Below are 23,986 nucleotides of genomic sequence, written 5' to 3'. Positions count from 1 at the left end.
TCGGATCGCGGGTGGCGGCCCGTCCGCCGGAGTCCGTTCACGGCGCGGCCTTCCCGTCGTACTGGCGTCGTGCCGAATTGCTGATGCGGATCAGCAGCGCCACGATCGTCCAGTTGGTGACGACCGAGGAGCCGCCCTGCGCGAGGAACGGCATCGCCATCCCGGTCAGGGGGATCAGACCGGTCACCCCGCCCGCGATCACGAACACCTGGAGCGCCCAGATCGAGGCGAGCCCGACCGCCAGCAGCCGGCCGAAGGGGTCGCGCAGGGCCAGTCCGGCCCGGTAGCCGCGCTCCACCAGCAGCCCGTACAGCAGGAACAGCGCCGAGAGCCCCGCCAGGCCCAGTTCCTCCCCGGCCGTCGCCAGGATGAAGTCCGACTTGACGGCGAATCCGATCAGGACGGAGTGGCCGCGCCCGAGACCGGTGCCGAAGGTGCCGCCGGCGGCGAAGGAGAACAGCGACTGCGCCAGTTGGTTGGGACCCTCGCCCGCCTCGATCGACGCGAACGGGTGCAGCCAGTCCTCGACCCGGCTGTGGACGTGCGGCTCCAGCAGGCCGACGGCGACCGCGCCCAGCGAGGCCAGCACCAGCCCGACCGCGGTCCATCCGACACGGCCGGTGGCCACGTACAGCATCACCACGAAGAGGCCGAAGAAGAGCAGCGAGGTGCCGAGGTCGCGCTCCAGGACGAGGACGCCGACGCTCAGCAGCCAGATCGCGACGACCGGCCCGAGGACCCGGCCGGTCGGCAGCTGCATGAACCCGATCCGGCGGCCCGCGTGGGCGAGCGCCGTGCGGTTGGCCGCGAGGTACGCCGCGAAGAACACCGCGAGCAGGACTTTCGCGAACTCGCCGGGCTGGATGGAGAATCCGGCGATCCTGATCCAGATCCGGGCGCCGTTGACCGCCGGGAAGAGGATCGGCAGCGTCAGCAGGGCCAGCGCGGTGACCACGCACACGTACGCGTACCGCTGGAGCACCCGGTGGTCGCGCAGGGCGGCGACGACGAAGACGAACAGGGCCACGCCCAGCGTCGACCAGACGAGCTGGGTGGGCGCCGCCCGGTCGCCGGGCGTCTCCAGGTCCAGCCGGTAGATCAGGACCAGTCCGGTGCCGTTGAGCAGCACCCCGATGGGCAGCAGCAGCGGATCGGCGTACGGCGCGCGCAGCCGGACCGTCAGATGCGCCAGCAGCGCGAGCACACCGAGCCCGGCGCCGTAGCCGGCGGCGCCGGGCGGGACGGTGCCGTTCCTGGCGAGGCCGACGGCGCAGTAGCCGTACACCGACAGCAGGACGGCCAGGACGATGAGGGAGAGTTCGACGCCGCGGCGCCTGGGCAGGCGCGCCACCGGGACCGGCGCGTCCGCCGTCGGGGCGATGACTTCGGCTCCGGCGTGCATCATGTCCGGAACTTACCCAAATGGGGCTCCTTGTGAGCCTTGGTGGACGGTCGGTGTCAGCAGCGGCGCGGCGTGGGCCCGAGGTCGCGGATGTAGCGCGCCGCGCCGTAGGCCCAGGCGCCGTCCCTGAGGAGGTACCACTGGGAGTTGCCGTCCACCTTCTGGCCGGTGGTCCGGCAGTAGACGGTGACGACGTCGTCGCGGAAGGCGACGCGGACCACCTTGCCGCCGCGGTTCGGCGCGTTGCGCAGCAGCAGCTTGTTCGCGGTGACGACGCCCTTGTACAGGCGCGGGGCCTGACGGTGGGCGCTGCCCTGAGCGCCCTCGCTCGCGGTGGCGGGGGTGACGGCGGACGCGACGGCGAGGGTGCCGGCGGCACCGGCTATGGCGAACCGGACGAGGGCGGAGCGCAGGGGCATGGGGTACCTCCGACAAGGGGGCAGAACTGACTTACCGCCACATTAGGAGGAGTCGCCGCCGGCCGCCCGTCACGCTGCGCCATCGGGGAGACCACGGTCGCCGGGGGGAGTGGTCCCGCCGCGGGGGACCGTCTCCGGTGGCGGTGCGTGAGGCAGCGTCAGCGTGGCCACCGCGCCGCCGTCCGGCGCGTTGGAGAAGGTCAGCCGGGCGCCCAGCACCTCCGCCTGACCGGCCGCGATCGTCAGTCCGAGGCCGTGCCCCTTCGCGCCCCCCTCGGTGCGGAACCGCTGCGGTCCGTGCGCCGTCAGGTACTCCGGATAGCCGTCCCCGTGGTCCCGCACGGTCACCACCGGCCCGTCCACCGTCAGCACCACCGGCGCCCGCCCGTGCAGGTGCGCGTTGGCGACGAGATTTCCGAGGACCCGCTCCAGACGGCGCCGGTCGGTCTCGACCCGGGCCTCGCGTACGACCCTGACCTCGGCACCGGCACCGGCACCGGCACCGGCACCGGTGCCCGTGCCCGTGATCGGGTGGGCGCCCGGCGGGGCGCCGGAGGAGGCCGCCGCCCGCACCACCCGGCGGACCACCGCCCCCAGGTCCTCGGTGTCCGGCTCCAGCCGCTCGCGGCCGGTGTCCAGGCGGGAGATCTCCAGCAGGTCCTCGGTGAGCGTGCGCAGGGCGGCCACCCGGTCGCGCACCAGCTCCGTGGGCCGGCCCGGCGGCAGCAGCTCGGCCGCCGCGTGCAGCCCGGTCAGCGGGGTGCGCAGCTCGTGCGCCACGTCGGCGGTGAAGCGCTGCTCGCTCAGCAGCTTGCCCTGGAGCGAGGACGCCATCGAGTCCAGCGCGACGGCGACGGCGGCCACCTCGTCCTGCGGGCGGGTCGGATCCTTGCTCCGGGGGTCGTCCACGCGCGCGTCCAGATCGCCGGCGCTGATCCGCCGGGCGACCCGCGCGGTGGCGTGCAGCCGCCGCGTCACCCGGGTCACCGCGAACGCGCCGACCAGCAGCGTCGCCCCGATCGCCAGCGCCGACGACCACAGGATCGCGTTGTCCAGCGCCTCGATGGTGCGGGCGCTCTGCGCGTAGTCGACGGCGACCGCGAGGGCCCTGCCCCGTCCTCCGGGCGGGGGGACCCCCCTCTCGCTTCGCTCGCCGTCGGCGGGCCCGGCGGCCCACATCGTCGGCCGCCCGCGGTGCTCGGCGACCATCGTGCCGCGCTCTCCCGCCACCGCCAGGTCCCGCAGCGCCGCGGGCAGCCCCGGCGGGTCGACGCCCGCGCCGGGGCCGAGCGTGTCCCCCGCCTCGAACGCCGTCGTGGCGTCCTCCAGCCGGGACAGCGCGAGATCGCGGGCCTCGCCGACGGTCTGACGGGTCACCGAGACGTGGACGAGGACGCCGAGCAGCGCGGCGAGCGCACAGCACATCACCGTGATGAACACGGCGGCCTTCACGGCGAGCGTGCCGGACCACCGGGGGAGCGCGAGCCTCATCGGCCGCTCACGGAGGCCGAGGGGGACGCTCCCGAGGTGGACGTCGACCGGGGCGGGCGGGTCCGGCCGCCGCCCCGCCCCTGCGTCCGCACCATCTCGTCGTGCGTGAGCAGCATCGCCCGCTGGTCCTGGTCCCACGTCCACTGGAGGCGGTACTCGTACCCGGCGACCTCGGAGGGCGAGCGGATGATCACCGAACGCCCGGCCAGCTCCACCGCGCTCACGGCGTCCTCCCACCCCATGACCTGCACCAGCCGGTGCTTGTCGACCGTGTACACGCGGACGGCCGTCAGGTCCCCGGGCAACTGGCGGAAGCCCAGTGTCAGTTCGTCCCGTCCGTCACCGGTCAGATCCCGGTAGTACGGCCTCAGCACCGGGCAGGGGGGCCGCCCGGGGCCGCTCTCGTCGCAGTCGGCGATCCGGTCGGCCGTCTCGCGGTACGGCGCCTCGGAGCCGGCGTAGTCGCCCGGGTGCGCGGCGATCTCGCGGCGTACGACCTCCACCGGGTCCACCCGGTGGAGGTCGTCGGCGGGAACGGCGATCCCTTTCACGACCTCGGTGTTCACCTCGTCGATGTCGAACGCCGGACTCGACGCCGCCGGCAGGTCCGGCCAGAGTTTCTCCGGGCTGACCGCGGTCGGCGTCGCCCCCGCGCCCCGCAGCCCGCCGGCGTCGCCGCAGGCCGCGGTCGCCGACGCGAGCAGGGCTACGGCCGCCAGCGCGAGGGCGGTGCGGGTGGGACGCGGGTGCGGCACGGGGCTCCTGTGATCAGGGTGACGGGCGGCCCCGTACACCCTATTCATGGGGAAGTCCTTTTTGCGTACCGGTCGGGCGTCGGTCGGCAGGCCACTCGGGCCGCTCGCGACGCTCCACGGCCGGCCGGTGGGCCCGGCGGCCGCCCGTCCACCCCGGGGCCGGACGACCGGGGAGCCGCGGGAGAACGGCGCCGGGACGGCCGGGAGGGGACCGCAGAACGCCGGGAGAAACGATTACTCGGCCAGTTCCTCCAGCAGCCGGGCCGTCGGCAGGCCCGCCCGCAGGTACGCGACGAACAGCTCGTTGTGCAGGGCCCAGGGAGAGCGCCGCGACCGTATCAGCCCGATCGCCTCGTCGGGCGAGTGGCCCCGGCCCACCAGTACGTGGGCGACGACCAGACCCGAACGGTTGTATCCGTGCCAGCAGCGGACCAGCACCGAACGGCCCTCGTCCAACGCCTCACCGGCCGCCTGCGCCAACCGCATCACCCCGGCGAGCTGGGTGCCGTCCAGCGGCCCGTCCGGTATGGGCCAGACCTGATGCGGAACGCCCCGGTCGGGCCCGTGTCCGGGCAGTCGCAACAAGGTCTGGACGAGGTCGAACTCGCCCCTCACCACCACGAACTCCCGCTGTCCGCTCCGGCCGCGGAACTCGTGCCCGCCCATCCACAGGCCGGGCACGATCTCGCTCCACGGACTGTCCGGAGCCGGTACGTCGGGTTGCTTCCTGCGGGTCCGCAACGGCGCCTCCCCAACCGCGTCCCTGGGGCATGCCCAACTCCTCCCCAAGGTAATCGCCTCCTTGCCCCCGAGGCACCCCTCCTGTTCCCATGGTCATGGGGTGATGGTGCATGAACGGACTCCGCGTCGTACCGACCTGGCGCCACGGCCGGGAGCGGCTGTACGTCTGTCTGAAGGACGGCAGGAACATCGCCTGGTACGACAGGGAGGCCGGCCGGGTCAACATCATCGGCGACGACCGTCGGGCGGACGTCCTGGAGGTGCTCGAACCCTTCCTGACCGGCTCCGTCACGGTGGGCCCGCCCCCCGTCCCCACCCCCGCCGAGCTGGCCCGCCTCTCCCTCCATCCCGACGACGACCTCGCCCCCAACCGTCCCGGCGAGGCCCTGCTGACCGACCTGGACCGCGACCCCGGCCCCGCCCGCCTGCTGCGGCCCGACCCGCGCCGCCGCGCCCTGGAGGCCGAGCAGGCGGTGGGCGAGCTGCTGGACCGGCTGGACGGCGCCGGCTGGTACAGCCTGCACTCCGTCCCGCTGCCCGGCGGCGACCGCGTCCACCACCTGGCGATCGGCCCCGCCGGACTGTTCGCCGTGCACACCCTGTACGCCCGCAGGCAGCGGGTCCGCGTCGCCGACCCGGAGGTCGCCGTCGGCCGCCGCGACCCCCGCCCCCTGCTGCACCGGGTCCGCGCCGACGCCGACCGCGCCTCCCGCACGCTGACCGCCGAGGTCCGCCCGGTGCTGGCCCTGGTCGGCCCGGCCGACGTGCGCCTGGTCACCGCCCCGCGCGAGGTGCGGGTGCTGCGGGACACGGAACTGGCGGGGCTGGCCCGGCTGGACGGCGTACTGAAACCGGCGGACGTGGAGGCGCTGCACGCGATGGCGCGCGACAGGCGGACCTGGGCCGTCGGCCGCTGAGCGGGACCGTCGCCCTTCCCCCTCCGTGAGGGGGCACCATACGATGAGAATCGCGTAGATAATAACCATATGACTGTTATGTCTCATATGTGAATTTCATCGGCGAAGTCAGGAGGGTGCTGCACGTGCGATCCCTATGGAACGGCGCCATCTCGTTCGGCCTCATCAGCATCCCGGTCAAACTGGTGAACGCCACCGAGAGCCACTCGATCCCGTTCCGCCAGGTCCACATCGAGGACGGCGGACGCATCCGCCACCGCAAGGTCTGCGAGCTGGAGGACCGCGAGGTGAGCCAGGCGGAGATCGGCAAGGGCTACGAGGCGGCCGACGGCACGATCATCCCGATCACCGAGGAGGACCTGTCCCGTCTGCCGCTCCCCACGACGAAGACGATCAAGATCGTGACCTTCGTGCCGGCCGACCGGATCGACCCGCTCCAGATGGACGCCGCGTACTACCTCCAGGCGGGCGGCGTTCTCGCGGCCCAGCCGTACACGCTGCTGCGGGAGGCGCTGAAGCGCAGCAACAAGGTCGCCATCACCAAGTACGCGCTGCGCGGCCGCGAGCGCCTCGGCATGCTCCGCGTCGTCGGCGACGCGATCGCCATGCACGCCCTGCTGTGGCCCGACGAGGTCCTCGCCCCCGAGGGCATGGCCCCCGGCCCCGACGTCACGGTCCACGTCAGGGAACTCGACCTCGCGGACACCCTGATGGACATCCTCGGCGAGGTCGACCTGGAGGACCTCCACGACGAGTACCGCGCGGCCGTCGAGGAGGTCGTCGCCGCGAAGGTGGCGGGCGAGGCACCTCCCGAGGCTCCCGGCACCGCCCCCGGCGGCAGGGTCCTGGACCTGATGACGGCCCTGGAGAACAGCGTCCGCGCCGCGAAGGAGTCGCGCGGCGAGCCGGCGGGGCGGGAGAAGGCCGGGGCCGGAAACCTCACCGGACGCGAGGCGGCCCGCACGGCCCCGAAGCAGACCGGCGGCAGGAAGTCCACGTCGACCGCGAAGAAGACGGCGGCGTCCGCGAAGACGGCCACGAAGTCCGTCCAGCCGGCGAAGAGGACGGCGTCCACGAGCAGGAGCACGGCGAAGAGGGCGGCGGCGAACGGCACGGCGAAGAAGACGGCGGCGAAGAAGACGGCGGCGAAGAAGACGACGGCGCGGAAACGGTCGGCGTGAGGGTCCGTGGTCGGCCGGCGCGAGGGTTCGGCTTGAGCCGGACGCGCCTCGGGTGACCCCTTTCGCGCGCTCCGCGCCCGGGCTGCCCGGTCTCGGGCGGCCTCCTCCCGATTCCGCCGGTTCGGCGCGCCGCCGTCACCCTTCCCGCCCCTCCGGTCCGCCCCGCGGTTGAGGGCCACGGGCACGGTGCCCACCCCCAGCCCCACGGCGGGCCACACCGGGAACCTCCCCTCATGCGCGAAGCCGTGCCCCGCGAAGTGCGCCAACGCCCAGACGCTCAGGCCGGGTCCGGCCCACAGCCACAGGCCCGCCGCGTCCCCGGCGCCCTCCGCGTCCGCGATTCCAAGGCCCCGCGCGCGCCCAACTCACCTTCTCCGCCACGGAGCGGACGGCTTTCCCGACGTTCGCGGCCCGCGACTGACGACCGCCCGAACCCGGCGGTGCGCCTCGCCGGACCGAGGCCACCGCCGGACCGGTGAGGTCGCGCACGGCGACCTTCCCCACGCCACGCGGAGCCCTCCGGCCCCGGCGGGCGATGCCGGCGGGACTGCCGGGAAGGACCGCTTCGAACGACGATCCTGACGATCCGCGAACGCGGCCGGATCCCTTGACGCGTGAATTGTTACCGGTAACATCGGTCGTCGTCAGAGATCGCCGCACCCCACTCCCACGTCCTCGTCGTGGGCCGTCCGTCCTCGGGAGTCCGCGTGACAGAGCAGCCCACGGCACAGCGCGCGAAGGCGGCACCGGGCGGACCGCACACCGAGGGTGGTGCCGTCTTCAGCAGGTCCGCCACAGCCGCCTCCTGCGTCGGCTTCGTCCTGATCGGCGCTCTCCAGGCGCTCTACGGCCCCGCGATGCCGGCCCTCCGCGAGGACTTCGGGCTGTCGCCCTGGTCATCGCCGCCTCGATGGCCGGCGGGGTGGCCGCCGGACCGTCCCTCGGCAAGGTCATCGAGTGGTCCGGCATCAGGGCCGTACCCCTCCTCCTGGCCGCGGTCTCCGCGGTCCGCCTGGCAGCCGCCCTCTGGCTGATCCGCGCGACCCGCACGGTCGACCCCGGCCCCGACCCCGACCCCGGCCCCGTTCCCGGTCACTGACGCCCCCGGGCGTCCACGTGGCACCCACAGCCATCCGCGGCCAGTCCACCCACACTCCACCCCAGCCCTCAGCCCCCAGCCCCAGCCCTCGAAGGGACCGCACATGTCCGCCCTGACCGCCACCCCCGACGGCTTCCTCCTCGACGGCTCCCCCCTGAGGATCATCTCCGGCGCCCTCCACTACTTCCGGGTCCACCCGGACCACTGGCCCGACCGCCTCCGCAAGGCCCGCCTGATGGGGCTGAACACGGTGGAGACGTACATCCCCTGGAACCTCCACCAGCCCGAGCCCGGCACCCTCGTCCTCGACGGCCTCCTCGACCTCCCCCGCTTCCTGCGCCTCGCCGCCACCGAGGGCCTGCACGTCCTGCTCCGCCCCGGCCCGTACATCTGCGCCGAGTGGGACGGCGGCGGCCTGCCCCACTGGCTCACCGCCGACCCCGACATCCGCCTGCGCAGCAGCGACCCCCGCTTCACGGACGCCGTCGACCGCTACCTCGACCTCCTCCTCCCCCCGCTCCTCCCGCACATGGCCGCGTCCGGCGGTCCGGTCATCGCCGTACAGGTGGAGAACGAGTACGGCGCCTACGGCGACGACACGGCCTACCTCAAGCACCTGGAGGCCGCCCTGCGCACCCGCGGCGTGGAGGAACTCCTCTTCACCTGCGACCAGGCCGACCCCGAACACCTCGCCAAGGGCAGCCTCCCCGGCGTCCTCGCGACCGGCACCTTCGGCAGCCGGATCGACCGCTCCCTGGAACGCCTGCGCGAGCACCAGCCCCAGGGCCCGCTGATGTGCTCGGAGTTCTGGATCGGCTGGTTCGACCACTGGGGCGGCCCGCACCACGGCCGGGACGCGGCCGACGCCGCCGCCGACCTGGACCGCCTGCTCTCCGCGGGCGCCTCGGTCAACATCTACATGTTCCACGGCGGCACCAACTTCGGCTTCACCAACGGCGCCAACCACCACCACACCTACGCCCCCACCGTCACCTCCTACGACTACGACGCCCCCCTGACCGAGCACGGCGACCCCGGTCCGAAGTACCACGCCTTCCGCGAGGTCATCGCCCGCCACGCGCCGGTCCCGGACGAACCGGTCCCCGCACCCGCACGCAAACTCCCTCCGACCACAGTGGAGTTGACCCACCGCAGGCCTCTCCTCACGTCGGCCGCCGCGAAGGCCGTCCCCGCGCCCGCGGACCCCCTCTCCGCCGACGCCCTCGGCCGGCGCGCCGGCTACGTGCTGTACCGCACCACGCTCCCCACGGAGGGACCCGGCCTCCTCCACTTCACCGGCGGGGTGGGCGACCGCGCCCAGCTCTTCGTGGACGGCGCCCCCGTCGGCGTACTCGAACGCGAGCGCCAGGAGGAGACCCTGCCGATCCGGGTCCCGCGAGCCGGCGCCGAACTCCACGTCCTGGTCGAGAACATGGGACGGGTCAACTACGGTCCCCGTATCGGCACCCCCAAGGGCCTGCTGGGACCGGTCACCTTCGACGGCACCCCCCTGCACTGCTGGGACTGCCACCCCCTGCCCCTGGACGTCCCGCCGCCGCTGCCCTTCGCACCGGCCCCCGCCCCCCTGTCGGCGGAACCGGCCTTCCACCACGGCACCTTCGAGGTCGGGACCCCTGCGGACACGTTCCTCTCCCTGCCCGGCTGGACCAAGGGCCAGGCATGGATCAACGGCTTCCACCTGGGCCGCTACTGGAACCGGGGCCCCCAGCGCACGCTGTACGTCCCGGCCCCCGTCCTGCGCCCCGGCACCAACGACCTGGTCCTCCTGGAACTCCAGGCCACCACCGCCACCCGCGCCCACCTCACGGACGCACCGGACCTCGGCCCGGCGGCGCACTGACCCTCCCCGGCGCCGTCCCGCTCCCGCCACCTGACCACAGCCCCCGGCACCGACCGGCCTATCCTGTGGACCGGCGGGAGCGGGCCCCGACGCCCGCGCCGCCACCCGCACCACCCCGTCACCCGCAGCACCAGAACCGGACCCGGGCCCGGACCGGAACCCCGGGCCGGGCTCGGGCCGGAACCCGGAGCCGGACCCGGGCCGGCCGGATTCGGCGAAGGACAGAAGAGGGCACCCGATGACCCCGAGCGCCGCCGACGACCCGGCGACCAAGGGAGGCCGCAGCCGCCGCAACTTCGCGGGCGCGCGCCCCGTGATGGCCGACGTGGCGCACCTGGCCGGCGTCTCCAAGCAGACCGTCTCGCGGGTGCTGAACGACCACCCGGCCGTACGCCCGGAAACCCGCGAGGCGGTCCTCGCGGCGATGCGCACGCTCGGCTACCGCCCGAGCCGCAGTGCCCGCTCGCTGGCCAGCGGCCGGACCCGGATGCTCGGGGTGATCTCGTTCGACGCGGCCCGCTACGGCCCCGCCTCCACCCTGACCGCGATCAACACGGCCGCGCAGGAAGCCGGTTACCTGGTCAGCGCGATCGCCCTGGACACCGCCGACCGCGACACGGTCGTACGTGCGGCGGACCGCCTGGCGGCGGAGGGCGCGGACGGCGTGATCGCGATCGCCCCGCAACTGCGCGTGGCGAAGGCGCTGGCGGAGGCCCGGCTGGACACCCCGCTGGTGGTCCTGGACAACGACCTCGGCGACGGCACCCCGGTGGTCACCTCGGACGCCCGCACCGGAGCCCGCAAGGCCACCGAACACCTCCTGTCCCTCGGCCACCCCACGGTCTGGCACGTGGCCGGCCCGAGCGGCTGGGCGGCGGCGGACCGCAGGGCGGAAAGCTGGCGGGCCACCCTGGAGACCGCCGGAGCCCCGGTCCCCGCCCCCCTCCTCGGCGACTGGAGCGCCGACTCCGGCTACGGCCTCGGCCGCGAGCTGGCGCGAAACCCGGAGATCACCGCGGTCTTCGTGTCCAACGACCAGATGGCCCTCGGCGTCCTGCGCGCCCTGCACGAGGCGGGCCGCCGCGTCCCCGACGACGTCAGCGTGGTCGGCTACGACGACATCCCGGAGGCGGCCCACTTCCTCCCCCCGCTGACCACCGTCCGCACGGACTTCGGGGACATCGGCACCCGCGCCCTCCACGTCCTCCTCGACCGCATCGACACCCCGGCGGCGCCCCCGCCACCCCTGACGGTCACCCCCGTGGACCTGATCGTCCGCGACAGCACGTCGGCACCCGCACGGGAACGCTGACCTCGTCCCGCCGCCGGGCGATGCCGGACGCGGGCGCGCTCCCCGTGCCGGCCCTCGTCCAGGTCGTCGCATCCATCCGGCAGGGGGAGAACCGGCACCCGATGCCGGTTCTCCCCTCTTCGGGAAATACCCGGGAGCGGTATGTCACGGCCATCGCCGCCAGGGAGTGAGGTGCCCCTTGACAGGCTTTGGATCCGGAGCAAGGCTTGTCGGATAAAGGAGTTGGGCAAACCGTCCGACCGCGCGGAGTGGGTGGGTTCATTTCCCCCGACCCGTATGCGGGAACAAGAGGACCGATGCACCTCCCGTGACATCTGCGTTCTGCGCTCATCGTCGGCGGGCGGTGCGAACACTGTCGATTCCGCAGAGCGCTCACATCATGCCTCGCGCCACGAGACACAGAACGACGTCTCGCCATGGCGGAGCGCGGTTCTGGGTCTTTCCGAACGGCAGCGCACATCAGGGTCGGCACAGCAGGCCGACGAAGCAGGACGAGGAAGTCAGAGAGAACCCCATGAGTCTCCGGAAGACCATCCGGGCCTGGGAAGACCCGGAGTACCGCAGCAGCCTGAACACCGAAGAGCTCGCCGACCTGCCGGAGAATCCGGCGGGGATCATCGAACTCACCGACGCCGAGCTGGGGCAGGTTCTGGGCGGCGCCCAGAGCGGAGCCAGCGTCGGCTGTAACACCAAGACCTGCGTCACGACCCGAGGCAACTCGGCGAACCCGTGCCGTAACTGCTGACCGCGCATGTCCGGCACGGTCGGACGTACCGCGGTTCCGTCAGCCGGCACGGTCGGTGACAGGTGAATCCCCTGATGCTGGAAGTCAGGGTCCAGGGAAACGAGGCGAGGGCTGCCAGACACCGTCCGGCAGCCCTCGCCGACGTGCCGGGGAGCAGAGGACGGAAACCGAGGGAGCAACCGGACCATGAAAGCGGAAGAGGTGTGGGAGGCTCCCGAGTGGTACCGCGCATTGCCCCTCTTCGAACGCGGTGACACACGAAAATCCCGCCCGCCGCAGACGTCTCCCCCTTCGAACCGCTTTCCCGCGGCGGCGCTCGACCACCTGGACGCCTGGAAGAGCCAGAAACCCTTCGACCGTGGGCCGCTGTTCGCTCGGCGACTGGCTCTCGGCTCGCTCTCGGAACGTGATCTGCTGGCTCTGCTGGCGGAGCCGGCACCCTCTCTCAAGGCCCGTGTCCAGGCCACCCCCGACTGGCTCGTCGTTCTCCGTGACGCGTTCACGCATCCGGAAGCCGCCGAGGAACTGGTGCCGCTGCTCGAGAAGACCGAGGCGGATCACCCTCTCGCCGGATGTCTGCCGGCGCTCGGCCCGCTTCTCCGGCACTTTCTCGACCGTCTCCAGGAAAGGGTGCGCGGGCTTCGCGTGGAAGACGATTCCCTCCCCTTCGAAACAGCGATACTCCCCGGGGTGTTCCTGGCGAATCTCGCACCCCTCGTCCTCTTCCAACTCAGCAGACCACTCCTGATCGAGCTGCACGTCGCCCGCATCGAAGGGCACTTGAGGGGCGAGACGGCGGAGGAACGTTTCGAGGACTTCGTCCGAAGGCTCCGGCAGGACGGCGCCATCGTGGCGCTCCTCGCCAAGTATCCGGTGCTCGCGCAGCAACTGGTGCTCACCACCGAACAGTGGGCCGACTACCTGTACGAGTTCCTGACGCATCTGTGCGCGGACTGGCGGACCATCCGCACGACCTTCGCCCAGGGCACCGACCCCGGGCCGCTGGTCGACCTGGAGGCCGGCAAGGGGGACCGGCATCGTCGCGGCCGCACCGTGCTGCTGCTGCGGTTCCGCTCGGGGATGAAGTTGCTGTACAAGCCGAGGTCGCTGAGCGTCGACGCGCACTTCCAGGAGTTGCTGTCCTGGTTGAACGACCGGGGGGCCGAGCCCCGCCTGCGGCCGCTGAAGGTGGCCGACCGCGGGAACCACGGCTGGGCGGAATGCGTCGACGTGGCACCGTGCACCCGCGAGGAGGAGGTCGTCCGCTTCTACCGGCGTCAGGGAAGCTACCTGGCCCTGCTGTACGCCCTGGACGCTGCCGACCTGCACAACGAGAACCTGCTCGCCGCGGGCGAGCACCCCGTGCTCGTGGACCTGGAGGCCCTGTTCCACCCGCACGTCGACGCCGAGGGGCCGGCCCCGGCGAACCTCGCGACGGGAGCACTGGACCGTTCCGTGTGGCAGGTCGGGCTGCTGCCGCGGCGTGTGTGGTCCGACCGGAGTTCCATCGGCGTGGACATGAGCGGCCTGGGCGGGCAACCGGGCCAGATGAACCCCCATCGGCTCATCGGCTGGGAAAGGCCGGGGACGGACGAGATGCGGGCGGTCCGACGGCGTACCGAGCTGCCCGTGAGCGAGAACCGGCCCCGCCTGGGCGACCGGGACGTCGAGGTCTGGAGGTACCGGGACGCCGTGCTCGCCGGGTTCACCGGCATGTACCGGCTGCTCGGCGAGAACCGGGCCGCCCTGCTGGCGGAACAGCTCCCGCGCTTCGCCCACGACGAGACCCGCGTCGTCGCCCGCTCCACGAACGTGTACGGCCTTCTCTGGTACGAGAGCTTCCATCCGGATCTGCTGCGTGACGCGCTCAGACGTGATCGCTTCTTCGACCACCTGTGGATCGAAGCGGCGCAACGCCCTCACCTCGCCCCCCTCGTCCCCGCGGAGCAACGGGATCTGTGGCACGGCGACATCCCGCTGTTCCGCACCTGTCCGGGCGGCCGCGCGGTCCTCACCGCGGAGGGGGAGCGCTTCGAGGACTTCCTCGAAGCGCCCAGCCTGGAGGTGGTGCGAGAACGAGTGGAGCGGCTCGGTGACGACGACCTGGCCAAACAGACCTGGATCATCAGGGCGTCGCTGGCCACGCTCCTCATGGACTCCGAGGACCGGATCAGCGGGCCGGAGCACATCCGGTCGAGGAAACGGCCTTCCCCGGTGACCGGGCGGACACGGCGAGAACGACTGCTGGCACTGGCGAGTTCCCTCGGGAAGCGTCTCGACGAGCTCTCCCTGCAGGACGAGGACCGCGCCCACTGGCTCGGCGTGGGCCCCCTGGACGCATCGACGTGGGGCCTCTTCCCCTCCGGCCGTGACCTCTATTCCGGAACCAGCGGAATCGCCCTCTTCCTGGGCTACCTCGGGGCGGTCACCGGCGAACCCTCCGTCACGCTCCTCGCGCACAAGGCACTGACATCGGCACGCCTGCAGGTGAGGGAAGGGCTCCAGGAACAGGCGGACGCCGGCGGACCACCTGCGACCGTCGGCGCTTTCGACGGCCTCGCCTCGGCCGTGTACGTCCTCACCCACCTGGGCGTCCTCTGGGCCGAGCCGGACCTTCTCGACGAAGCGGCCGAAGTGGTCGAGCGGCTCCCCGGGCTCATCTCCGGGGACCGCGCGCTGGACGTCGTCTACGGTTCGGCCGGATGCATCCTCTCGCTGCTCGGCCTGCACGCGGTCCGTCCCTCACCACGGACCTCGGACGTCGCGACCCGCTGCGGCGAGCGGCTCCTGGCCACGGCCCGCCCCGTGCACCGCGGCATCGCCTGGACGACGCTCGAGGACCAACCGCCGCTGGGCGGGTTCTCGCACGGCACGGCCGGCATCGCCCTGAGTCTTCTGCACCTGGCCGCACACAGGGGCGACGACCGATTCCGGCGAGCGGCCCTCGGCGCCCTCGACTACGACCGCAGCCTCTTCGTGCCCGAGCTGGACAACTGGTCCGACCTGCGGGTCTTCCCGCCCCGAACCATCCGGGACGATCCGGTTCAGCCGGCCGTCGAACTGCCCCGGAAGACCATGGTGGCCTGGTGCCACGGTGCCCCGGGCATCGGTCTGGCACGTCTCGCCGCCCTGGAGCACCTCGCCGACGCGACGACACGGGACGAGATCGACACCGCCCTGCGCACCACCCGGCAGTACGGCTTCGCCATGAACCACTCGCTCTGCCACGGCGCGCTGGGGAACATCGAGCTCCTCCTGACGGCGGCGCGGACGCTCGGCAGACCCGAAGACCACGACGCGCTGGAACGGGCGACGGCTTCGGTCGTGACGGGCATCGAGGAGGAGGGCTTCGTGACGGGAGTGCCCCTCGGAGTGGAGACGCCCGGGCTCATGACCGGACTGGCGGGAATCGGCTACGAGCTGCTCCGGCTGGCGGACCCCGACAAGGTGCCGTCCGTTCTTCTTCTGGCTCCTCCACGGTGGCGGCCGCGGGGCTGAGGGAAAGGACCACTGGCCGTGACCCACCGTCCGATCTTCCGGGAGAGCGCCGTCGAGTCCTATCGGCGCGGCGCCGCGAAGGACATCGTGCCCCGCCTCACCTTCCGACCGGTCGTCGTCTGCCTCTGGCTGCTGCTGGCCGTACTGATCGCCACCGCGGCACTGGCCTGGTCCGTACGGGTGCCGGCCTATGTCAGCGCCCAGGGCACGGTGCTCGCCGACGGTGCCCGGGCCGGACCCGGCGGCGGCACGACGACGACGGCCGTCCTGTTCCTGCCGGCGGACCGATCGGCGCACGTACGCGCCGGCCGGCACGTCCAGGCTCAGATCGGCTCCTCGGGTCCGGCGGTGGCGGGGGTCGTCGTCCGGGTCGAGCCGGACGTGACGGGCCCGGACGCGGCACGGACCCGGTACGGATTCGAGCCCGGCCCCGACACCGTCCGGCAACCCTGGACCGTCGTGGTCGTGCGGCTCGGACAGCCGCTGCCGGCGGCCGCCTACGGCGGGAGTCTCCTGACCGCCCGGGTGGAGGCCGGGTCCCAGCGGATCCTGACGCTGTTCCCCGCACCGGGCGCGCCCATCGGCGGTGCCGCGTGACGAACCCGTTCACCTGGTTCATCGACCACCGACCGCGCCTGCGGGCGGCACAGGGCGCCGTCCGCGGGCCGCACCGCAGGAGAGTGCCCGAGGTCAGGCAGATGAGCGAGGTGGAATGCGGCATCGCCTGCCTGACCATGATGCTCAACTTCTACGGCTGCCGGACCTCGCTGTCGGAGCTGCGGACACGTTGCGGCGTCGGCCGCGACGGCCTCTCCGCGCTGGAGATCGTCAGGATCGCCCGGGACCACGGCATGCGGGTGAGGACCGTCTCGCTGCCGCGGAACGACCTGCGTTTCGTGGCGCTCCCCGCGATCGTCCACTGGGAGTTCACCCACTTCGTCGTCGCCGAACGGTGGTCGCGCAAGCACGTCGACGTGGTCGATCCCGCCAGAGGACGCTGCCGGCTGACACAGGACGAGTTCGACGCCGGATTCACCGGCGTGGTCATCCTCCTCGAGCCGGGCGCGGCCTTCGACCGGCGTACCGCCGCCGCACCCGGCGCGACCTTCCGGGGGTACGTCGTCCAGTTCCTGCGGCAGGCGCCCGGAACGGCGCTGCAACTGCTCGGAGTCTCCCTGCTGCTGATCCTGCTCGGCCTCGTCCTGCCGATCCTGACCGCGGTCGTGATCGACCAGGTCCTGCCCTTCCGGATGCGCGACGTCATGCCGGTCCTGGGGATCGGTATCGTCGCGGTCTTCATCGCCCAGACCGTCGCGACACTGCTGCGCGAATGGCTGCTGGTGTACCTGCGGGCGCGTATCGACGTCAGCATGATGCTCGGCTTCGTCGAACACCTTCTCGAACTGCCCTACAAGTACTTCCAGCAACGGTCGACCGGCGATCTGCTCGCCCGGGCGGCCAGCAACGCCATGCTGCGGGAACTGCTGAGCAACCAACTGCTGTCCGCCGTCATGGACAGCGGGCTGGTGATGTTCTACCTGCTCCTCCTCTTCTGGCAGTCCCCGCCGTTCGGCGCGCTCACGCTGGGCGTCGGCCTGCTGGGAGCGACGGTCCTCATGCTCAGCAACGGCACCATCGGCCGGTTGTCGGGACGCGAGCTGGCCGCCTTCGGAAAGTCCCAGGGGTACCTGGGCGAAGCGATCGTCGGCATCGGAACGCTGAAAGCGGCCGGCGCCGAAGCACAGGCGTTCGACCGGTGGTCGAACCTGTTCTTCGACCACCTCAACATCTCGCTGCGCCACAACTACGTCTCCGGCACCGTGGCCTCGATACTCGGCTCCCTGCCCTTCTTCGGCCAGCTCGGGTTGTTGTGGGTGGGCGCCACCCAGGTGCTCGACGGATCCATCAGCGTGGGCACGATGGTGGCGCTCCTGTCCCTGGCCGCCGCCTTCTTCGCGCCGCTCACGTCGCTCGTCGACAGCGCCCAGCAGTTCCAACTCGTCAGCGCCAACCTCGACCGCATACGGGACGTGACCGAGGCGGAGCCGGAGCAGCCGTCATCAGCGCACCGACCGGCCCCACGCCTGTCGGGGCACCTGCGGATGGACGGGGTCGGGTTCCGCTATTCGCAGACGGGTCCCCAGGTGCTGCGCGACATCAACCTGACCGCACGGCCCGGAGAGAGGATCGCGATCGTCGGGCACTCCGGTTCGGGCAAGAGCACACTCGGCGAACTGCTGCTCGGACTCTACGTCCCCACCCAGGGGGACATCTTCTACGACGGCGTCTCGCTGCGGGACGTCAAGTGGCAGGAGCTGAGACGCCAGTTCGGCGTCGTGCTGCAGGACAGCGCCCTGTTCAGCGGTACGATCCTGTCCAACATCACGCTCAGCAACCCGTCGATCAAGCGCGAGCGGGTCGTCGCGGCGGCCGAGCTGGCCGCGATACACGACGACATCATGGCCATGCCGATGCAGTACGACACCTTCGTCTCCGAGGGCGGGAGCGCCCTGTCCGGAGGACAGCGACAACGGCTGGCCATCGCACGGGCGATCGCGCACAAACCGGCGATCATCATGCTCGACGAGGCCACCAGTCATCTGGACGTCGAGACCGAGCGAAGGGTCGCGGAGAACCTGCGCACTCTGGGCTGCACCCAGATCATCGTCGCGCACCGCCTGAGCACGATCCGCGACGCCGACACCATCCTGGTGCTCGACCAGGGAACCATCGTGGAGCGGGGCAGCCATCACGACCTGCTGCGCAGAGGCGGCCCCTACGCGAGGCTCGTGCACCAGCAGCTCGAGCCGGACGCGCGGGCACGGCCCCGCCCCGGTGTCCCCTGACGGCCGCGGACGACGGTCCCCCTCCTCCGCGGCCCGAGGCGCCGTCGCCTGCCCGGAGCCGGCCGGACCGGGAGACCGAACCGCCGCCGGACCACGACCCCGACCCGTCTCCGACACGCGCACCTGTGGGGCTGTCGATGCTGTTGGGGCGCTGTAAGGCTCCAGTGACTGTTGTGGCGGCTGGGGCGATCGATCGTCGGTGGGCACGGGTGGTTCGGAGGCCGGACCGTGACTAAGGGGGGTGAGCAGTGCTAGAAAGGCCGGATGGGAGACCGTTTTGCCCGATTTACGCATATATCGCGGTTGTGGTCACTGGTGCGGAAGAACACGCGAAGCGTCGCGGGGCAGATGTTCCTCATGCAGGTGGCACTGGTGGTGCTGCTCGTGGCATTCGCCGTCTTCGCCCTCGTCCTGCAGTCACAGCGGCACACCGACGCCGAGGCCAAACGGAGATCCATAGCCGTCGCGCAGACTTTCGCGCACTCCCCGGGCGTGCTGTCCGCACTGCGAGCCCCCGATCCCTCGCAGGTCCTGCAGCCGCTGACCGAGGCCGGACGCAAGTCCGCGGGCGTCGACTTCGTCGTGGTGATGAACACGGAAGGGATCCGTTACACCCATCCCCTGCCGGACCGGATCGGGAAGCGGTTCGTGGGGAAGATCGAGCCGTCGCTGGCGGGAAAGGTCTACACCGAAAGCGTGGACGGCCCCCTCGGCCGGGAAGTCCAGGCGACCGTGCCCATCCGGAACACCCGGGGCCGCGTGGTGGCCCTCGTCTCCGCCGGGCTGAAGGTCAAGAACGTGACCAGTCTGGTGGAGCGGCAGATACCGATCATCCTGACCGCCGGGGCGGGCGCGCTCGGAGCGGCCACCGCCGCCACGGTGCTGGTGAGCAGGCGGCTGCGACGGCAGACCCACAGCCTGGCCCCGAACGAGATGGCCCGCATGTACGAGCACCACGACACCGTGCTGCACTCCGTGCGCGAAGGGGTGCTCATCGTCGACGGCGAGGGGCGACTGCTGCTGGCGAACGACGAGGCCAGGCGGCTCCTGGAATTGCCCCCGGACGCAGAGGGGCAGCGTGTGTCCGCGATGCCGACCCTCGAACCGGAGATGATGTCGTTGCTCAGCTCCGGCCGCGAGGCCAATGACGAGGTGCACCTGGCCGGACCGCGGCTGCTGGTGGTCAACCAGAGGCTCACGGACTACGGCGGAGGCCCCAAGGGCACCGTGGTGACGCTGCGCGATTCCACGGAACTGCGGGCCGTGTCGGGCAGGGCCGAAATCACGGGTGAACGGCTGAAGCTGCTCTACGACGCCGGACTGGGCATCGGCACCACCCTGGACGTGGTCCGAACGGCCGACGAACTCGCCCGGATCGCCGTCCCCCGTTTCGCCGACTTCGTCACCGTGGACCTGGCCGACGCCGTACTGCACGGCGAGGAACCGGCGACCACGGCAAAGGGAATGAGACGTGTCGCCGTATGCGGCATCCGCGACGACCATCCGCTCTACGAGAAGGGCAGGCTGATCGACTTCCTGCCCTCCACGCCCCAGGCACGCGGCTACGGCACCGGCCGCTCGGAACTGGTGGCCGACCTGTCCACCGCGACGGGCTGGCACCTGCAGGACCCGGAACGCACCGAACAGATCGTGGACTACGGCATCCATTCGCTCATAGCGGCTCCGATCCAGGCCCGCGGTGTCGTGCTGGGCACGGTCAACTTCTGGCGCTCCGAGGAGCACGACCCCTTCGACCGGGAGGAGCTCTCGCTGGCGGAGGAACTGGTGGCTCGCGCCGCGGTCAGCATCGACAACGCCCGCCGGTACACGCGCGAGCACGCCCTGGCGGTCACCCTCCAGCGCAGCCTGCTGCCGCGGGGCCTGCCCGAGCAGAGCGCCCTCGACGTCGGCTACCGGTACCTCCCGGCCCAGTCGGGTGTGAGCGGGGACTGGTTCGATGTGATTCCCCTGCCGGGCAGCCGCGTGGCGCTGGTCGTCGGTGACGTGGTCGGTCACGGCCTGCACGCCGCCGCGACCATGGGGCGGCTGCGGACCGCGGTGCACAACTTCTCCACGCTCGATCTGCCGCCCGACGAACTGCTGAGTCATCTGGACGACCTGGTCGGGCGCATCGACCAGGACGAGGCGTGCACGGACAGCCCCGCCGCCGTCGTGGGCGCCACCTGCCTGTACGCGATCTACGACCCCACGACGCGCCGCTGCACCATGGCACGCGCGGGGCACCTGGCTCCCGCGCTGGTCCGCCCTGACGGAAACGTCACCTTTCTCGACCTGCCGCCGGGTCCACCACTGGGTCTCGGCGGCATGCCCTTCCAGGCCGCCGAGCTGGACATCGCCGAAGGCTCCCAGCTCGTCCTCTACACCGACGGCCTCATCGAGGACCGGACCCGCGACCTCGACGAGGGAATGGAACTCCTGCGCAAAGCCCTGGCGGGCCAACCCGAGCGCGCGCCGGAGGAGAGCTGCCAGGCCGTGCTGGGATCGCTGCTGCCCGAACGCCCCAAGGACGACGTGGCTCTGCTCATCGCCCGTACCCGTGCGCTGCCGCCGGAACGGATCGCCGAGTGGGACGTACCGCCCGATCCGGCCGCCGTCGCCGGGGTACGTGCCGCGGCGACCGACAAGCTCGACGAGTGGGGGCTGTCCGAACTGGGCTTCAGCACGGAACTGGTGCTGAGCGAGCTCGTCACCAACGCCGTCCGCTACGGTTGCGAGCCGATCCACCTGAGGCTGATCCACGACCGCACGCTGATCTGCGAGGTGGCCGACGGCAGCAGTACCTCGCCCCACCTGCGGTATGCCGCGACGACCGACGAAGGCGGCCGGGGCCTGTTCCTGGTGTCGCAGCTGACCGAGCGCTGGGGGACCCGGTACACCGCCCAGGGCAAGGTGATCTGGGCCGAGCAGGCACTGCCGAAACCCTGAGACGTCCTTCGCTTCCGCGCCCGGAGCGCCTCCAGCACTTCCGGACGCCGTTCCGACGCCCGCCCGGAGCGGGCCCGTCGGCGGACGCACACGCTAAGACCCCGGCCTCAGCGTTTCCGCTGGTGACGGGGTCTTTGGGCACCTTCTGCAAGGTGCCCCCGGCAGGATTCGAACCTGCGCACATGGCTCCGGAGGCCAGGTGAGAGCGAAGGCTGTCGGGGCTCTGACCTGCGGGGGAGTGGTGCCGGTGGCGGGACTCAACCAAGATCATCACGCCCCTATTACGTGGGCGCCCTGTCCGGGGGTGGGGCCGCGCCGTATCGTCGGAGACATGATCTCGGGCACTGGCGGCGAAGCGCACGACGACGGCACGGAGTTCACGGCGGAGGGCATGGAAGCCGTCATGCGTGAGGCGTGCGAGGCGGCCGGCCTCGACTCCACGGGGGCAGAACTTCTACGCCTGGGCTCCAACGCGGTGTACCGGCTGGCGTCCTTACCGATCATCGTCCGTATCGCACGTGATCCTGCCGTCCTGGCGGAGATGGAACGCGCCGTGGGCGTCGCCCGGTGGCTCGGGACGATCGAGTTCCCGGCCACACGAGTGCCAACCGCCATCGCACAACCCGTCCTCGTCCGCGGCCTGGTGGTGACCTTCTGGGAGAGCGTCCAGGAGCGAGAGGAGTACGCGACGGTCGGCGAGCTGGCCGACCTGCTCCGTCGCCTGCACTGGTTGGAAGAACCCGAGTCGCTGGGGTTGCCCTACTTCGATCCCCTGGCCAAGCTGTCGGCCTCGCTGGACGGCTTGCACGCTGTCTCTCCGGAGGACCGGTCCTTCCTGGATGAACGAGCGGCCAAGCTCGCCAAGGAGTACGACCGGCTGGACTTCGTGTTGCCTTTCGGCCTGATCCACGGAGACGCCAACATCGGGAACATCCTCCGCCACCGGGACGGTCATGCGGTCCTGATCGACCTCGACGGATGCGCCCTCGCCCCGCGCGAGTGGGACCTGATCCTGACCGCCCTCTACTACGACCGGTACGGCTGGCACACCAGGGCGGAGTACGCGGAGTTCGTCCACCGCTACGGCTTCGACCTCATGAACTGGCCCGGATACGAGACCTTGGCCGATCTGCGGGAGCTGATGATGGTGGCGTGGCTCGGTCACCAAGTCGACGTGAGTGAGCGCTCTGCGACCGAGTTCGCCCGGCGGATGAGGTCGTTGCGGACGGGCGAGGGACGCGACTCGTGGAGTGCCTTCTAGGCACTGGCAGCGCAGCACTGGCTAGCTCCGTGACCCTGGAGCCTGCCGAGAAGACCTACGTTCCCGCGGCGATCCACAGCCTGTGCTCGCTTGCCTCGTCTGCGAGGTCGCGTGCAGCGGCACTGTGGCCGGCGGCGCTGAGGTTCCGGCGGAACTCGGCGAGGTAGCTGACACACCGCGCCGACTTGAGTTGTTCGCCGAGATCCAGAGCATCCAGGGCTACACGGCATGCCTCCTCGACGTCCCCCGCGCGCAAGTGGGCGTCGGCGAGGACCATCGTCGCGAAGAAGTCGCTTCGTACATGGCTGCCGCTCATGGCGTTCTCGGCGTGGGACACCGCCCGGCGGGCGCTGTTGACGTCGCGGAAGCAGTGGGCGGCTTCGGCGGCGAGCTCGGCCTCGTCGAAGTAGCTGATCCACTCCGGCTCGTCGTCGCTGTTTCGACCTTCGAGGGCCTTGGTCGCCGCGTTGAGCGCGGCCTCGCAGGCGGCGACGTCTCCGGTGCGAGCAAGGGCGCGGGCCTCCATCGCGTGGAACTGAGCCCGCAGCGTCGGTGTGGCCACCGGAGAGATACCCATGAGCGCTGCACGGGCAAGAGTCGCGGCCTGCGTGTACCGCCCCAAGAAGGTCGCCTGGTGGCTCATCGCTGACAGGATGCTGCCCGCGAGCCGGCGGTCGTTGGCGTCCTGGGCGAGGCGGAGGGCCTGGAGGAAGTACCTCTGGGCAAGTCCGTGGTGGCAGGCGTCGTAGGACATCCAACCGGCAAGAAGCGTCGCTTCCGCCACGGTCGAGAACAGGGCCCTGCCCACCTGCTCGGTGTACCGGCCTTGCAGGAGCGGGGCCACGTCGTTGTTGAGGTACTGGATGACCGAGTGGCGGGCATGGTCGCCGCCGAACTGATCGTCAAGCTGGGCGAACATGTCCGCGGTGGTCTTGATCGCTGCCACGTCGCCGAGACCGACTCGCACCCCCTCGGCACGCGGCCGGGGAATGCTCGGCTCGGGAGCAACGAGCCACCGGAGGGATGCCTCGTTCCATGCAGGCTCGGACGGCTCCGCGGTGAGTAGAGGGTCGTAGTGGTTGAGGTCCGCGCGCCACAACTGGCCGACCGTCTGAATGGCGTCATCAGGGCTGGCGGGGTACGAGGCGTCGAGTACCGAAGCGTCCTTCGCCTCTCCGTAGTCCAGGCCGAGTTCCGTCGGACTCGTCGCGAAGGCATCACACAGAAGTGGCCCGTAGAAGTCGTCGGGCGAGCTGTGCCCGTTCTCCCAACTCGCGATACGGCGCTTCACACTGGCGTCCGAAGGGAGTTGATGCCCGCGCTGGGATGCCGCTCGACGTAACTCCCTCACTAACCGCGGCTGACTCCAGCCCCGGCCGGTGCGAGCTTCCCGTAAGCGGGCACTGGTCGGCTTCATGAGGACGTAGCCCTTCATTCCCTGTGCGTACGCCGGTGCGAACACTCGGTCTGCCCGACCGAATGTACGCGCTGGTCATTGCTTCTTGCACGTAG

The 23,986-nt window shown here is 71.4% G+C and carries 16 protein-coding genes and 1 pseudogene; 11 read left to right on the top strand and 6 right to left on the bottom strand.

The window, feature by feature from the left end; translation table 11 throughout:
* Positions 1-37 precede the first annotated feature (37 nt).
* From AB0N31_RS05935 to AB0N31_RS05915, 5 genes are all read right to left on the bottom strand, one after another.
* Complete coding sequence (locus AB0N31_RS05935) at positions 38-1,405, bottom strand: FtsW/RodA/SpoVE family cell cycle protein (RefSeq protein ID WP_366057125.1); 1,368 nt, start codon at positions 1,403-1,405, stop codon at positions 38-40.
* Positions 1,406-1,458: 53 nt separating this feature from the next.
* A complete protein-coding gene (locus AB0N31_RS05930) occupies positions 1,459-1,821 on the bottom strand; it encodes an SH3 domain-containing protein (RefSeq protein WP_366057124.1) in 363 nt (120 codons plus the stop codon).
* Between the two features lie 69 nt (positions 1,822-1,890).
* Complete coding sequence (locus AB0N31_RS05925) at positions 1,891-3,312, bottom strand: HAMP domain-containing sensor histidine kinase (protein WP_366057123.1); 1,422 nt, start codon at positions 3,310-3,312, stop codon at positions 1,891-1,893.
* Complete coding sequence (locus AB0N31_RS05920) at positions 3,309-4,067, bottom strand: hypothetical protein (RefSeq protein WP_366057122.1); 759 nt, start codon at positions 4,065-4,067, stop codon at positions 3,309-3,311. The genes AB0N31_RS05925 and AB0N31_RS05920 overlap by 4 nt, the downstream gene beginning before the upstream one ends.
* Before the next feature lie 234 nt (positions 4,068-4,301).
* Entirely contained in the window at positions 4,302-4,808 is a 507-nt protein-coding gene (locus AB0N31_RS05915) for a protein phosphatase (RefSeq protein WP_366057121.1), read from the bottom strand.
* A 110-nt stretch (positions 4,809-4,918) separates the two neighbouring features.
* Between AB0N31_RS05915 and AB0N31_RS05910 the strand changes: the two genes are divergently transcribed.
* The 11 genes and pseudogenes from AB0N31_RS05910 to AB0N31_RS05860 all read left to right on the top strand — a co-directional run bounded on the left by AB0N31_RS05910 (position 4,919) and on the right by AB0N31_RS05860 (position 22,474).
* The gene (locus AB0N31_RS05910; RefSeq protein WP_366057120.1) at positions 4,919-5,725 is read left to right on the top strand and encodes a nuclease-related domain-containing protein; all 807 of its coding nucleotides are present in this window, start codon (positions 4,919-4,921) and stop codon (positions 5,723-5,725) included.
* Positions 5,726-5,841: 116 nt separating this feature from the next.
* Positions 5,842-6,906 carry a Ku protein gene (locus AB0N31_RS05905; protein WP_366057119.1) on the top strand — a complete coding sequence of 355 codons (1,065 nt, stop codon included), beginning with the start codon at positions 5,842-5,844 and terminating at the stop codon, positions 6,904-6,906.
* 868 nt (positions 6,907-7,774) lie between these two features.
* Positions 7,775-8,005, top strand: a pseudogene (locus AB0N31_RS05900) (MFS transporter); the annotation flags it as partial.
* A gap of 103 nt (positions 8,006-8,108) precedes the next feature.
* Positions 8,109-9,866 carry a glycoside hydrolase family 35 protein gene (locus AB0N31_RS05895; protein WP_366057118.1) on the top strand — a complete coding sequence of 586 codons (1,758 nt, stop codon included), beginning with the start codon at positions 8,109-8,111 and terminating at the stop codon, positions 9,864-9,866.
* Positions 9,867-10,104: 238 nt separating this feature from the next.
* On the top strand, positions 10,105-11,178 hold the full coding sequence (locus AB0N31_RS05890; RefSeq protein WP_366057117.1) for a LacI family DNA-binding transcriptional regulator: 1,074 nt from the start codon (positions 10,105-10,107) through the stop codon (positions 11,176-11,178).
* A 514-nt stretch (positions 11,179-11,692) separates the two neighbouring features.
* On the top strand, positions 11,693-11,923 hold the full coding sequence (locus AB0N31_RS05885; RefSeq protein ID WP_366057116.1) for a mersacidin/lichenicidin family type 2 lantibiotic: 231 nt from the start codon (positions 11,693-11,695) through the stop codon (positions 11,921-11,923).
* 186 nt (positions 11,924-12,109) lie between these two features.
* Positions 12,110-15,421 (top strand): type 2 lanthipeptide synthetase LanM family protein, encoded by a 3,312-nt coding sequence (locus AB0N31_RS05880; RefSeq protein ID WP_366057115.1) that lies wholly within the window; start codon positions 12,110-12,112, stop codon positions 15,419-15,421.
* Between the two features lie 18 nt (positions 15,422-15,439).
* Positions 15,440-16,018, top strand: coding sequence for a hypothetical protein (locus AB0N31_RS05875; RefSeq protein ID WP_366057114.1), 579 nt, complete (start codon positions 15,440-15,442; stop codon positions 16,016-16,018).
* Positions 16,015-18,267 carry a peptidase domain-containing ABC transporter gene (locus AB0N31_RS05870; protein WP_366057113.1) on the top strand — a complete coding sequence of 751 codons (2,253 nt, stop codon included), beginning with the start codon at positions 16,015-16,017 and terminating at the stop codon, positions 18,265-18,267. Before AB0N31_RS05875 ends, AB0N31_RS05870 begins: the two co-directional genes overlap by 4 nt.
* Before the next feature lie 348 nt (positions 18,268-18,615).
* Entirely contained in the window at positions 18,616-21,213 is a 2,598-nt protein-coding gene (locus AB0N31_RS05865; protein ID WP_366057227.1) for a SpoIIE family protein phosphatase, read from the top strand.
* A 331-nt stretch (positions 21,214-21,544) separates the two neighbouring features.
* Positions 21,545-22,474, top strand: a complete 930-nt coding sequence (locus AB0N31_RS05860; RefSeq protein ID WP_366057112.1) for an aminoglycoside phosphotransferase family protein — start codon at positions 21,545-21,547, stop codon at positions 22,472-22,474.
* 55 nt (positions 22,475-22,529) lie between these two features.
* Here AB0N31_RS05860 and AB0N31_RS05855 read toward each other — a convergent pair whose 3' ends face one another.
* Positions 22,530-23,765, bottom strand: coding sequence for a hypothetical protein (locus AB0N31_RS05855; protein ID WP_366057111.1), 1,236 nt, complete (start codon positions 23,763-23,765; stop codon positions 22,530-22,532).
* Between the last annotated feature and the right edge of the window lie 221 nt (positions 23,766-23,986).

The sequence above is a fragment of the Streptomyces sp. NPDC051051 genome, assembly GCF_040682975.1.
Lineage (GTDB): Bacteria > Actinomycetota > Actinomycetes > Streptomycetales > Streptomycetaceae > Streptomyces.
This window is presented reverse-complemented; position numbering and strand designations above follow the sequence as displayed.

What these genes read in the sequence shown, in the direction of transcription:
- AB0N31_RS05935 (WP_366057125.1), bottom strand. Translation starts at nt 1,405, where the DNA reads ATGATGCACGCCGGAGCCGAAGTCATCGCCCCGACGGCGGACGCGCCG.
- AB0N31_RS05930 (WP_366057124.1), bottom strand. Translation starts at nt 1,821, where the DNA reads ATGCCCCTGCGCTCCGCCCTCGTCCGGTTCGCCATAGCCGGTGCCGCC.
- AB0N31_RS05925 (WP_366057123.1), bottom strand. Translation starts at nt 3,312, where the DNA reads ATGAGGCTCGCGCTCCCCCGGTGGTCCGGCACGCTCGCCGTGAAGGCC.
- AB0N31_RS05910 (WP_366057120.1), top strand. Translation starts at nt 4,919, where the DNA reads ATGAACGGACTCCGCGTCGTACCGACCTGGCGCCACGGCCGGGAGCGG.
- AB0N31_RS05895 (WP_366057118.1), top strand. Translation starts at nt 8,109, where the DNA reads ATGTCCGCCCTGACCGCCACCCCCGACGGCTTCCTCCTCGACGGCTCC.
- AB0N31_RS05890 (WP_366057117.1), top strand. Translation starts at nt 10,105, where the DNA reads ATGACCCCGAGCGCCGCCGACGACCCGGCGACCAAGGGAGGCCGCAGC.
- AB0N31_RS05885 (WP_366057116.1), top strand. Translation starts at nt 11,693, where the DNA reads ATGAGTCTCCGGAAGACCATCCGGGCCTGGGAAGACCCGGAGTACCGC.
- AB0N31_RS05880 (WP_366057115.1), top strand. Translation starts at nt 12,110, where the DNA reads ATGAAAGCGGAAGAGGTGTGGGAGGCTCCCGAGTGGTACCGCGCATTG.
- AB0N31_RS05865 (WP_366057227.1), top strand. Translation starts at nt 18,616, where the DNA reads ATGTTCCTCATGCAGGTGGCACTGGTGGTGCTGCTCGTGGCATTCGCC.
- AB0N31_RS05860 (WP_366057112.1), top strand. Translation starts at nt 21,545, where the DNA reads ATGATCTCGGGCACTGGCGGCGAAGCGCACGACGACGGCACGGAGTTC.